The organism is Alphaproteobacteria bacterium (genome assembly GCA_026400645.1).
In the GTDB taxonomy this organism is placed as follows: Bacteria; Pseudomonadota; Alphaproteobacteria; order Paracaedibacterales; family CAIULA01; genus JAPLOP01.
The window spans coordinates 1-12989 of the sequence record JAPLOP010000022.1 but is presented as its reverse complement, the minus strand read 5'-3'; the positions used below and the strand labels follow the sequence as shown (position 1 = coordinate 12989).

12 protein-coding genes and 1 tRNA gene are annotated in these 12989 nt (G+C 44.8%); 7 read left to right on the top strand and 6 right to left on the bottom strand.

Annotation, left to right across the window (positions count from 1 at the left end; genetic code table 11):
- Positions 1–66: 66 nt before the first annotated feature.
- The 4 genes from NTX76_02995 (at position 67) to NTX76_02980 (ending at position 5294) form a co-directional block, all read left to right on the top strand.
- Positions 67–1302, top strand: a complete 1236-nt coding sequence (locus NTX76_02995) for an MFS transporter (protein ID MCX7338234.1) — start codon at positions 67–69, stop codon at positions 1300–1302.
- A gap of 268 nt (positions 1303–1570) precedes the next feature.
- Complete coding sequence (locus NTX76_02990) at positions 1571–2491, top strand: hypothetical protein (GenBank protein ID MCX7338233.1); 921 nt, start codon at positions 1571–1573, stop codon at positions 2489–2491.
- A gap of 396 nt (positions 2492–2887) precedes the next feature.
- On the top strand, positions 2888–4042 hold the full coding sequence (locus NTX76_02985; GenBank protein ID MCX7338232.1) for an ATP-binding protein: 1155 nt from the start codon (positions 2888–2890) through the stop codon (positions 4040–4042).
- A 382-nt stretch (positions 4043–4424) separates the two neighbouring features.
- On the top strand, positions 4425–5294 hold the full coding sequence (locus tag NTX76_02980; protein ID MCX7338231.1) for a class I SAM-dependent methyltransferase: 870 nt from the start codon (positions 4425–4427) through the stop codon (positions 5292–5294).
- 270 nt (positions 5295–5564) lie between these two features.
- Here the strand turns inward: NTX76_02980 and NTX76_02975 are convergent, their stop codons facing one another.
- From NTX76_02975 to NTX76_02950, 6 genes are all read right to left on the bottom strand, one after another.
- A complete protein-coding gene (locus NTX76_02975) occupies positions 5565–6344 on the bottom strand; it encodes a TatD family hydrolase (GenBank protein ID MCX7338230.1) in 780 nt (259 codons plus the stop codon).
- A 131-nt stretch (positions 6345–6475) separates the two neighbouring features.
- Positions 6476–6937: a 2-amino-4-hydroxy-6-hydroxymethyldihydropteridine diphosphokinase gene (gene folK, locus NTX76_02970; protein ID MCX7338229.1), complete on the bottom strand. Its 462-nt coding sequence runs from the start codon at positions 6935–6937 to the stop codon at positions 6476–6478.
- A gap of 11 nt (positions 6938–6948) precedes the next feature.
- On the bottom strand, positions 6949–8208 hold the full coding sequence (gene clpX, locus NTX76_02965; protein ID MCX7338228.1) for an ATP-dependent Clp protease ATP-binding subunit ClpX: 1260 nt from the start codon (positions 8206–8208) through the stop codon (positions 6949–6951).
- Between the two features lie 98 nt (positions 8209–8306).
- A complete protein-coding gene (locus tag NTX76_02960; GenBank protein ID MCX7338227.1) occupies positions 8307–8939 on the bottom strand; it encodes an ATP-dependent Clp protease proteolytic subunit in 633 nt (210 codons plus the stop codon).
- Between the two features lie 4 nt (positions 8940–8943).
- Positions 8944–10329: a trigger factor gene (tig, locus tag NTX76_02955; GenBank protein ID MCX7338226.1), complete on the bottom strand. Its 1386-nt coding sequence runs from the start codon at positions 10327–10329 to the stop codon at positions 8944–8946.
- A gap of 31 nt (positions 10330–10360) precedes the next feature.
- Positions 10361–10444 (bottom strand) — tRNA-Leu (locus NTX76_02950).
- A gap of 257 nt (positions 10445–10701) precedes the next feature.
- Between NTX76_02950 and NTX76_02945 the strand changes: the two genes are divergently transcribed.
- From NTX76_02945 to NTX76_02935, 3 genes are all read left to right on the top strand, one after another.
- Complete coding sequence (locus NTX76_02945) at positions 10702–11268, top strand: hypothetical protein (protein ID MCX7338225.1); 567 nt, start codon at positions 10702–10704, stop codon at positions 11266–11268.
- The gene (locus NTX76_02940; protein ID MCX7338224.1) at positions 11262–11849 is read left to right on the top strand and encodes a hypothetical protein; all 588 of its coding nucleotides are present in this window, start codon (positions 11262–11264) and stop codon (positions 11847–11849) included. The genes NTX76_02945 and NTX76_02940 overlap by 7 nt, the downstream gene beginning before the upstream one ends.
- A 117-nt stretch (positions 11850–11966) precedes the next feature.
- A partial coding sequence (locus tag NTX76_02935; protein MCX7338223.1) for an integrase core domain-containing protein occupies positions 11967–12989 on the top strand: 1023 nt, incomplete at its 3' end.

Below are 12989 nucleotides of genomic sequence, written 5' to 3'. Positions count from 1 at the left end.
CCTTAAAATGTGTTTAAAGCCGTATGTTTTTTTATTCTCCTCTATTAGATATCTGTTTGTAAAGCCATGACTCTCCATCTTGCTCAACCAACAACTTCAGCCGTTCCACGGTCCATCTGGGCCATTGGGGTTGCATCATTATTGCTCAATGTATCCACGTCTATTATTTTTGGCCTTTCCGCCGTTTATATGGCGACGCTTGGGGTTAGTTCTGGATGGATTAGCCTTTTGGAGGGGTTCGTTGAAGCCAGTTCTTACGCTATAAAGGTTTTGTCGGGAATCTTGAGTGACTATCTCATGCGCCGAAAGCTTATTATGGTGTGGGGTTTTTGGATTGCAACCCTTGCGCGTCCGGTTATTGCGTTATCCTCGACGTTTGGGGCTGCCTCTGCCGCCAGGCTTTTGGATCGTGTTGGTAATGGTATTCAGGCCACCCCCCGTGATGCCTTGGTGGCTGATTTATCCCCGGACGATATAAAGGGAACCTGTTTCGGCCTTCGTCAAAGTCTGACAACGGCCGGGTCCTTCCTTGGGGGTATTATCGCAATCGTAGCCATGGTCCTGACATCTGAAAATTTTCATCTTGTTTTTTGGATTGCCACAATTCCGGCCGTTTTGGCGGCTATTATTTTGGTTATCGCCGTCAAGGAACCAGAACATCCTGAAACGATTGATACCAAAGAACCGACCAAAAAAACACATAGCCGGCACCCCATCACCTGGAAGGATATTCCCCATCTGGGTGGAACCTACTGGTTGCTGATGATTGTTGTGGGTGTTTTCATGTTGGCCCGCGTGAGCGAGGCGATGTTGCTTCTCCATGCACATTTGAATTTTGATCTTTCTGCCAAATATGCCCCCGTTATTATGATTTTGTACAACGGTGCGAATTCTTTGGTTTCGTATCCTATTGGGCGGCTTTCTGATCGATTGGATCGTCAATTTTTGCTGGGGATCGGATTTGTGGTTCTGATTGTGGCGGATGTTTTGTTGGGGTGGGCAACAAACCTTCCGTTGATGATGGTGGGTGTTGTTCTGTGGGGCGTTCAGATTGGCATCACACAGAGCATGTTTTTGGCGCTGGTCGCCGATACAGTCCCGCATGACCTTCGGGGGACGGGGTTTGGTTTTTATTATTTGATCAGCTCCGTTTCAATTGTTTTATCCAATTCCATGGGGGCATTTGTTGCCCATAACTTTGGGGAGGGTGCTATCTTTATGGCAAGTTCGGTCATCGCTTGTGGGGCGTTGGTGTTGTTAATGCTGATGTCAAAAAAGCTCAGGAAAACAGGCGTGCGTTAAGCTCTGTTTTTATTTCTCCTGTTATCCCTGGCCGAAATCCCCCCGTGGCTTGACCATGGGACCCATGTATTCATCCCACCCCCCCACAAAAAACTTGCGAACGCTTTGACCCCCATGGTATTAATCTGTTATGCGTGGAGAAGGCAAAAGGACTTTAAAAACAGAAACTGAAAAGAAAAGTAGAGTTTTTAACGGTTTTTTAAGGGTTCAGGCTTATGGTTAAACTGTAAGCGAGAAATAATTAACTTAATTTTTTGGAGACTATAATATGGAATTGAACACAAAGACACTTTTAGTTGCTGCCCTTATGGGATCGGCAATGTCAACAGCGATGGTTCTGAGCGCGACTGCGGTTCAAGCAGCAAGCAATGAGACATCTTATGAGCTCACACAACACGACCATGACTACTACGATAGATATGGTGTCTATCCCGAGAGAGCGACTGCAGCTGCGGTGACAACAAGCTCACCTATAACCTCTTCTGCTACATCTAGTTCTGTTGAGGCCGTTAATGAGACACCTTATGAGCTCACACAACACGACCATGACTACTACGATAGATATGGTGTCTATCCCGAGAGAGTGACTGTAACTGTAGCGTCACCAAGGAAATCTTTGAGTCGTAGTGCTTCATCTTCAAATATAGCTGCAGTTGCAGCATCAACAAGCACAGGTGGCGTTCCTTATTCGTCTGTTGAGGCCGTTAATGAGACACCTTATGAGCTCACGCAACACGACTATGACTACTACGATAGATATGGTGTCTATCCCGAGAGAGTGACTGTAACTGCAGCAGCTTCAACGTCACCAAGAAATCTATCAGTAGACGCTACTGATGCTAATACGTCGAGTGCTTCTCTTCCAGAAACAGTTAGACCTGGCACACCACAGAAAGTTCGGAGTCATTCTGCAAGTCCAAAAGCAGCGACAGCGTCAACACAAGGTCTATCACTAGACCCTAATGCTCCTGTGTTGAATGCTTCTAATGTTAGCCCCCACCACAGTGCAGCGTCAGTGGGTCAGCAGCCTATGTCACCTAGAACTGCGTTGCGGGAGTGCGAAGCTGCAATCGCTGTATTACAGAAATTGATTGTTAAGGAGACATCTGAAGGCAAGGATGTATCGGCACAAACAGCGGAGCTACAACGCCTGATCGAAGACAAAGAAAAGGCTTACGGAAAAAAATAAAAAGTATGTTGCATCGTCTACGGCGGCTGAATTGAACCCGCCTCCAGACGAAAAACATTTTTTGATGCCGAGTTCCTTTAAGTCTAGGGACTCGGTATCAGAATTTGACTTTAAAGAAGCAAGGGAATTTTCTCTTGCTTCTTTTTTTATGCCAACTTTAAAGCGCCCTGTTTATTCTGTTGCTGGCACGAGTGATTCTTGGTTGGAATATCCCCTCAGGCCACACAAGGGTGCGAAGTGAATTGTAGAGTAGTCGTCACAAGTCAGCAAAAAATCAAGGACGCTCCCCAAACCAAAACGCACTAAAATCCCGAAAAGTCTTGACCATTTCGGATAGTGCTCTATTATGGTCTAGTAAAACCCCAATCCTTTTCCGCTCACACACAAGCAAAAACTATGGAACGATATCTTTCGCAATTTATTCTCAGGGACTCGCCCAAGAAAATTATTCTTTTGTCTGGTCCCCGTCAATCCGGAAAAACCACACTCGCCAAGCAACTTTTTAAAAAGTTTGACTATTTTAATTTTGACTCATCCGAGGATCGCGCGTCTCTTTTAAAAAAGCAGTGGGACAGAAATGCCGATTGTATTTTGTTTGATGAGCTTCACAAAATGCGTGACTGGAAACGTTGGATTAAGGGTATCTATGATACAGAAGGAAATACGCCACGGCTTATTGTCACAGGCAGCGCAAATCTAGACGCTTTTCAAAAGGTTGGAGATTCCCTTGCGGGCCGGTATTTCTCCTATCGGCTCCACCCCATCGATATCAAGGAAGGTGTTACCTATTGGAGTCCGAACGTTGACGAGGTGTTTAACCGTCTCATGAACTACAGTGGCTTTCCGGAGCCCTTTTTAGAGGGAACCGTTGACTTTTACAGACGTTGGCAAAAATCACACCTTGATGTCATTTTGCGTCAAGATTTTTTGGATTTATATTCCGTGCGATCAATCAAATTATTGGAACTGTTAATTGATCTGTTGAAACCACGGGTATCCAGCACAACATCCTACGCGAATCTAGCTAATGATCTACAGGTTGACAGCAAAACAATCAAAAGCTGGATTGATATGCTCGAAAACATTTATGCCATTTTTACAGTAACGCCATACCATACTAACATTGCCCGGTCTCTTTTAAAGGAACCCAAGTTTTATTTTTATGATATTGCCAGAGTCCCAGCTAATGGGTCTGACAATGGGGCTCGACTTGAAAATCTAGTGGCTTGCTGTCTCCTCAAAGAAATTCATTCGGTCGAAGATATTTATGGGCATAAAGGACACCTCCATTATTTAAGGACAAAAGAAGGGAAAGAAATTGATTTTCTGATTGTGGTTGATGACAAACCTATTCTGTGCATTGAGGTCAAAAGTACGGATGATAAACCAGCACCCTCTTTTGACCATTTTGAGAAGTTTTTGGGTGCCATTCCCCGCATACAGTTAGTCGCGCAGTTGAGGCGGGAGTTTACAACAGAAACCGGTATACAGGTCCGTCATTTGGGCAATTTTCTGGCAGCTTTTGATTTAAAGGCTTACTTGGTCAGTTAATAGATTTGCTGCATAAAAAACAAAATGGATTGGGGATGCTTCACAGCTCGTTAATCAGATGCGTCTGAAGACTTACGCAGCAGATCTAATATCAGCCTTTACCAAAAAACGTTTATCCTTTATCTTTATCCATAAATTGTTTAACAGCACGTGAGATGGACTGCTTGATTCACTTGTCTTATGCAAAAACAGCAAAAGAAACCGCCAGAGATTTGGGAATATCACATCGAACCGTCGAGTGCTATCTTGAATCGCTTAAACGGAAATTAGGGGCATCAAGCCGATCACACCTTCTTAATATTTATCATCAACATCTAAACCAACAACAAGACCCCCATAAAAAGGTCTGTTGATTGAATCAAAACAGGGAAAGGAATAAAAAATGAAACACAGATCAACAGTTCTTTTATGTTCATTAACCGCTCTTTCGTCCTGCACCCCATATTCTCCCTCAACACAGTGGCAATCAAAGGTTATTAAGGCAACCGATCAGTCATTTAAAAAATATACAAATACATCACCTTCTCTCCCTGAACCCTTAAGCGATGGAAAAATCCCCACACTCAATCAAACGGGGTTTATGACTCCGGACCGGGATACACTGTCGGACGACTTTATTCGTTATGCCGCTGAGCTTGGGTCCCAAGGGGTACCCGTTGTTGATATAGGCTCAGCATATGGTGTTATTGCTCTTCCGGCCCTAGAACAGGGAGCCGTTGTTATTGCAAATGATTTAGACGAGCGACACCTTTTGATTTTACGAGAACGCGTTCCTAAAAAATACTGGGATCATTTGTATCTAAATTCAGGAGCCCTTCAAACCCTTGATTTTCCAGAGCAAAGCATTGGGGCAGTCTTACTGCGCCGCGTGGTACATTTTTTCACCCCGGAAGAATTAGAGACTTCTATTGATAAAATCTACACCTGGTTAAAGCCAGGAGGACGCGTTTTTATTATTACCATGAGTCCATTCCATTACTCGCTTAAGAATTTTGCCCCCCTTTATGAAAAGAGATGGGCAGAGGGATCGGCATGGCCTGGTGAGATTTTTGATATGAAAAGTTATGTGCCCAATCTAGCCAAAGATATTCCGGATTATTTGCACGTTATGGATGAACGTCCCTTTAAAAAGGCCCTTGAAAAAAGAGGTTTTATTATCGAGAAAGCCTATCTATATGGATACAGTCGTCCCAACAGAAAAGCCGATGATACCAATGGTTATTGTGCAATCCAAGCCATGAAACCATATTAACGCTCAGCCCTGGGGTCGCTTATAAAAATTTAGAGGAAACAAAATGACTTCCCTTGTCGTTCAAAATCCCATCCGAAGGCCTGTTATCGAGGCCTATTTTTGTTTATGCAAGGGGGGCGAGCTACAGAGCGCTATTTATGGGTGCGCTTGCCCCCCTCTATACCCGACCGTTGAGTCTCATATGTGTGTGAACTCGGACAATTGGTGCTTAGAGCCCCAATTATGCTCATTCGGCTCCTCACCCACGAATTAAGGTGGCGCGGGCGATCCTTATCCCACCAAAAATAATCCCTGAAAATTTCGGGTGGTTGCTTCTGCAATATGCTCCAGGGAAACACCCTTAATCTCTGCAACCTTTAATGCCGTAACCAAGGTGTACGCGGGCTGGTTGGGCTGCCCACGATGCGGGATGGGTGCTAAAAAGGGGGAATCCGTTTCAACCAACAGGCGATCAAGGGGCGTGTATCGTACGATCTCTCTCAACGCATCGGCCTTTTTAAACGTAATGATTCCTGAAAACGAAATATAAAATCCTAAATCCAGAGCTGCTTTGGCCAGGGCTAAATCCCCGCTAAAACAATGAAAGACACCTTTCGCGCCAACCTTGGGCCTCAGGCAATCAATTGTATCTTGGTCGGCATCGCGTGTATGAATAACCAGTGGTAGCCCCAAATCAATGCTGGTGCGGATGTGCGTTTTGAATGATTCAATCTGGTCCGTACGCGGGCTTTTGTTGTAATGGTAATCTAGGCCCGTTTCACCCACACCAATAACCTTTGGATGTTTTGACAGCGCCACCAATTGATCATGCAAATCACCGGTATTAAATTCTGCCGCATCATGCGGGTGCACACCAACTGTGCAATAAACCCCTGGAAAGCGATCGGCGATGTCCTGGATTTCTGTCGACTGATCCAGTCGCGTGTTAATCGTCAGCAGCGTTTTAACGCCAGCATCGCCCGCCCGCGCAATAACGCCGGGCAAGTCATCCTTTAATTCAGGAAAATTGAGGTGACAATGACTGTCAACAAGGTAAATCTGGGTGGGCATTGTTTCTTTTCCGTTGGGTTGTTGTGCTGATGAATCATCGATCGTTCCTGGATGGCCACGTCGGGCCTTGCCCTCCTCGCCATGACGTCATGGCGAGCGAACGAAGAGAAGCGTGGCCATCCAGGACTTGATCACCCACCGCCAACAAGTAATCCTATGATGTCCTGAATTGCCTGATGTGTCCGTGGGCAAATCCAATCAGGCGCAATTTCTGCCAATGGTTGCAACACAAACAAACGTTCCTGAAGGCGGGGGTGGGGAATCATAAGGTCCGGCGTTTGCATGACCCTATCCCCAAAGCTTAAGATATCGATATCAATTTCCCGCGGGCCAAACCGCATGGATGGCGTCCGCCCCAGTGTTTGTTCGATATGCTGAATGGCGCGCAACAGTTCTGTTGGTGATAGATCCGTCTGGCCGCCAATGACTTGGTTTAAAAACAGGGGCTGATCTGAAAAATAAAGGGGCTCAGTTTCAATGACTGATGACACCCTCATATCTAACACAAATGGCTGAAGCAAATCAATTGCTTGATCCAGGTACCCATGTCGGTCACCCAAGTTACTGCCCAGGCCTAAAAAAACAGGGATCATCCTAGGATTGCCTATGCTTGCTTTTCCAGGATTTCCTCTGCGAATACCTTTAATGGAGGTGCCTTTTTCTCAACAACATCCTTGTTGATGACGACCTCCTCGACATTCTTGTAGGATGGCAAATCAAACATTGTATCCAACAGAATTTGTTCCATGATTGATCGCAATCCACGCGCGCCTGTTTTCCGCGTTGCTGCTTTCTGGGCAATCGCAGACAGCGCATCATCCAAAAAGTTAAGCTTAACATCTTCCATTTCAAACAATCGTTTGTATTGCTTGACAAGCGCGTTTTTAGGTTTTGTCAAAATATCGATCAGGATCGATTCGTCAAGGTCATGAAGTGTCGCTAGAACAGGTAAACGTCCGATAAATTCAGGAATCAGCCCAAATTTTAACAAATCTTCTGGTTCTATATCTTTTAGGACATTCCCCATGGACCGTTCATCGACTTCGCGGACATCGGCCCCGAAACCAATCCCAACACCTTTGCCACGCGCGGAGATAATTTTCTCTAAACCAGAAAAAGCACCACCACAAATGAACAGGATATTAGTTGTGTCGACCTGTAAAAATTCTTGCTGCGGGTGCTTGCGTCCCCCCTGTGGCGGAACGGAGGCTACGGTCCCCTCCATAATTTTTAGTAGCGCTTGTTGAACGCCCTCTCCGGATACATCGCGTGTTATGGATGGATTATCGGATTTACGAGAAATCTTATCGATCTCGTCAATGTAAACGATTCCCTTTTGTGCACGTTCGACATTATAATCGGCGGCCTGCAATAACTTTAGAATGATATTTTCGACATCTTCGCCAACATAACCAGCCTCGGTCAGCGTTGTTGCATCGGCTATGGTAAAGGGTACATCGATAATGCGTGCCAATGTTTGCGCCAACAGAGTTTTTCCGCTTCCCGTTGGGCCAATCAGCATGATGTTTGATTTTGCAATTTCCAGATCTGCGCCCTTGATGGCGTGGGCTAAACGTTTGTAATGATTGTGCACAGCAACTGATAAAACACGCTTTGCATAATTTTGCCCAATGACATAATCATCCAGGACTGAACAAATCTCGTGTGGGGTTGGAACGCCATCGTGCGTCGTTAGCTTGGCAGTGCGGTTTTCTTCGCGAATAATATCAGCGCAAAGCTCCACGCATTCATCGCAAACGAAAACCGTTGGGCCCGCAATTAATTTACGAACCTCGTGCTGGCTTTTTCCGCAAAAGGAACAATACAATGTGTCTTTAGAATCATTTTCGCCAGTTTTGCTCATAATATAAACCTATTAGATAATTTGTCCAGACCTGCACAGGTTTGGAACTTTTTTCAGAACCCATAACTTAATTATGATACGAATATGTCAATAAACGGTTAATTTTTGCCCGTATTCAATTCTTCCATTAGGGGGAAAGGGCGATCTGTGATGACGCTGTCCACCAAACCAAAAACCTTTGCTTCTTCTGGGGACATAAAACGATCCCGTTCCATGGCATCCTCGATAACCTGAATGGGTTGACCGGTGCAATTGGCATAAATCTGATTGAGTCTTTCGCGTAATTTCAAAATCTCACGCGCCTGAATTTCGATATCCGTGGCCTGCCCTTGGGCCCCACCGGATGGCTGGTGAATCATGACCCGTGCATTTGCCAGCGCGTACCGTTTTCCTTTTGTTCCGGCCGTCAACAATAATGATCCGGCTGAACAAGCCTGTCCTAAGCATAGCGTGGCGACATCACACCGAATGTAATTCATCGTATCAAAGATCGACATTGCTGCCGTTACAACGCCCCCTGGGGAATTGATATAGATTGCTATATCTTTTTTTGGACTTTCGGATTCCAAATACAACAGCTGGGCGCACACTAGGGATGCCATTTCATCGTAAATCGGCCCTGTTAAAAAGATGATTCTTTCCTTTAAAAGGCGAGAATAAATATCATAGGCACGTTCCCCACGGGCAGTTTGCTCAACAACCATTGGGACAAGACTGGATAGTGCATTCATGGAATTATGCCCTTTCTTCTGTGGAGTCTTGGTCAATGGAGGAATCACCCGGCAGAATTTCTGCTACTTTTTTGTAAAGATCGGCTTTGCTGATTTTTTTTTCCGTCAATGTGGCTTCTGATAAAACAAAATCGATTACTAGGTCTTCCAGCGCTGGGGAGGTCAATTTCTCGACCGCGTTTGGATATTTGCGATATAAATCGATAATTGTTCTTTCTTGACCGGGATAATTTAATGCTTCACGCAGGATAAGATTTCTGATCATGTCAGGGGTCACAACAATGTTATGAACTTTTGAAATCTCAGCAATAATCAGGCCCAGTTTGACCCGGCGTTTTGCAATGCCTTCGTATTCAACGCGAAGCTCTTCATCTGTTTTCTCTGATTCTTCGGCGGTGCCTTCGTTGGTTGCGGCATTGGCAATTTCGTCCTGCAGTCTTTTCCATATGATATCAAATTCCGCCTTGATCATGTGCTGTGGCAAATCAAAGTCATATGTATCTGCCAAGGTATCAAGGACAAGTCTTTTGTGGTAAAGGCGCGCATTGGCGTCATGCTGTGTTTGCAGGCTTTGTTGTATTTTTGCGGTCAAATCGGCCAGATCATCGCAATCCAATTCCTTTGCTAATTCATCACTGATGGCAAGGGATTCAGGTTGCGATATCTCGTTGATTTTGACGTGGAATGTGGCTTTTTTCCCAGCTACTGATTCATCTGGGTCGTTTTGCTCGAACACATGATCAACATCCAATTCGTCACCACACTGACATCCGATAAGTTTTTCTTCTAGGTAATCCATCTCAAGCTCATTATCCCCAAGGACAAATTGTCCACCCTTGCCGGAATAAGAGAGTTTAACCTTGCCATCCATTTTGCAAGAAACATCAACCGTGACTTTGTCGCCTTCTTTTGCTTTGTATCCCTCGGCTGCGGGGGAGAATTTTTGATATCCTTCGGCAATTTTTTGAAGGGATTCTTGTACGTCCGCCATATCAACATCAACGACAAGCTTTTCAAATTTGATTTTTTTGAAATCCTGCAGAATTATTTCAGGCATGCTTTCAAAGGATAGCGAAAAATCGAAATCCTGACCCAAAACAATATCGGTCGCGTTATAAATTGGTTGCGTCGCAAGATGCATTTTGTGGTCTTCGAGAACCTTTTTCGCAGCGTCCTGTACCAACCATTCCATAATTTCAGCTTGTGCTTGGTCAGCATATCGCTGGCGAACCATCTGAAGTGGGACCTTGCCAGGTCGAAAGCCGTCCATCCGAATGGTTTTTGCTTTTTCGACAAGCCATTCATTTATTTTTTCAATCACTTTTTCAGCGGGGATGGTTACTTTAAATTCGCTCTTCAAACCGTCAGTCAGCGTTTTCTGGATGTCCATTGTTGATTCTACCTCAAGCTTAAAATACATATGGTGCGGGCGAAGGGACTTGAACCCCCACGACTCTCGTCACCAGAACCTAAATCTGGCGTGTCTACCATTTCACCACGCCCGCAAAGGATTAGGAAAGGTTAATAGACCGTTTCTATGAACGACTCCTGAAACAGTAGCAAATCCATCATTTTTATTCAACCCAAAACCAAAAGAGTTTTTAGATCTTATTTTGCGCACACGGAATGATAATTGTTACAATTTTACTTAAATTTTATGGGACATATTTTCCTTTGACCTTTTATTGCTTTTAGTTGGAAGATTAGTTATGAATAAAAAGCATAGCAGTATTGATATAGAAACATAACAGGAGAGAAATTAATGCGTCAGTTTATGGAATGGTCATTGGATGATATTGAAAAAATGAAGGTTGCTTTTTTAAGTGGTCAAAAAATTAAGGAAATTGCTCGCGATTTAAAGCGCACCCCAACGGCGCTGAACAAGGCGTTGAGCCGGTTTGGCATCAGATCGCACAATCAAGGCGCGCTGGTTGCGCCGCCAAATACAGAATCACGGGGATATATTCGATGGGCGGAATGCAAGTCCTATTTTAAATCGCCGCTGATCGATGATGGCGAATCTGTCGCTGAGCCTTTTGTTCGCGCAATTGTTGACGATTCGACAACGACCGCGCGGCGATCCAGGGACAAAAAAACAGATGACAACAGAAGATGGGTCCACCTTGATCGCGTCATGATTTACCTTGCTAATAAAGGGTATCAAATCGACACACTTCCGCCACCGCATTCTGCGAATTATTCTAATTTCGGAAAAAGCTTTATGGTTAACCGCAAACCCATTTCGAATCTAGAGCTTTTGTTGTTGGCAAACCGGCATCGTAACGAGGAAAAAAAGCCAACTTTTTTGGTAAGCGAGGTCACATGGTAGTATCGATTAGCAATCAATTATCGTTGAAATCACGCGGCAGGCCACGCAAATCAAAATCGTACGATATTTGCACACAGGATAAAGGAACGCCGGAATTTCAACGCAAGCGCAAACAATTGTTGGATGGGATGGGATTTTTGACGGTTTGTAGAGATGATGAGGCGCACCAAAAAGCGCTGATGCCATCACTGGATCATTGCCTTTTGCATCGATTGTTTTATTGCGGCCATATTGATGCTGACCAGATGGATGTTGGGTTGGCATACCGAAGGCTTAGGCAAAAGGCTTTTAGAAGCAAGGGGATAAAAACACACCTTCAAAGCAGCAGTCGCCATTGGGGGGCATTGATGGGGTGTGGCGGTGACGATCCGTTTGAAGATCAGCGGGCTGAGGTTCGGTGGGCCTTTTTAAAAGCGCGATTGCAACCCGCCCTGCTTCGGTCGGAAAATTCCGCCCACGTCCTTGAATCTGTGCTTGATAATGATTGCATACAAAGGGAGGGTTTCCCCATCGAGACCATAAGTAGGGAATTTTTGTTTGTCCGGGTTCACATACATGTGAGACTCTGCGGCACACAGTAAAAAAGGGGGGGCGAGCGCGCCTATCAATAGCGCCGTAGCGAGCCCCCCCTTGTATAAACAAAAAAAGGCCTCGAGAATAGGAATATATCAAAACACCTAAACTCAGAGGCCCTTATTATGCAAATCAAAAGACTGCATAGAAATATTTATAAACTGTATGCTTATGCTCGTACACAAGAATGTTTGGATATCTACCGCAAAAAATATACCGACCAAATCACCCTTTGGGAAAAACTCAAGGCAGAAGGGGTATCAGACACGCTTGCCAAAGAAATAGTCGGTGTCAGTCGTGCCACGTATTATCGTCACAAGAAAATTATGAAAGACCTTCTCGAAAAAGGAATTTCTCCTCCCTCAAAGAAACGTAAAAGATTGAACAAGCCTAAATGGGGAGAATCCCACAAACAACTTGTTCTTCAAATCCGCCGAGACAACCCAACTTATGGCAAAGAAAAGATTGCGATCATCCTTAAACGTGATCACGATCAAACCATCAGCGAAAGTACTGTTGGTCGTATCTTAAAACACCTGAAGAGCAAAGGACTGATTACCCGGTCACCGTCAGCTCTTCGAACGAAGCGAAGACGTGTCTTTAAAAACCATGCTAAGGCTTGGACATATAAGGATTATAAGACAATGGTGCTCGGGGAACGTGTTCAAATCGATCACATGACGGTTGTGAAGAATGGGGTTACGGTCAAACATTTCCAGGCCTGGGAGAGAAAATCGAGATCTCTCTATGCAGAAGTTTTCTCAAAAGCCACAGCCTTGTCAGCCAAGAAATTCTTGTTGAGCTTTGTCAAACAAGCGTGTTTTCCCATTCTCTCCATTCAGGTCGATGGAGGATCGGAATTCATGGCAGAGTTCGAGGAGGGCTGTGCGGAATTAGACATTCCCTTGATTGTTCTGCCACCAGCAAATCCAGAATACAATGGTGGTGTTGAGCGGGGGAATAGAACCTTTCGAGAGGAATTTTATAATAGGGGTGATTTGCTAGAGGATTCAGTCCGGGGTATCCAGGCTGAACTTCGTCAGGCCGTGATCAAATATAATACGTATCGTCCTCATCGGAACTTGAAGGGATTAACACCTATGGAGTATATTCGGGATATCTGTTCCGAGGCTGCAGCGGAGTCTCAT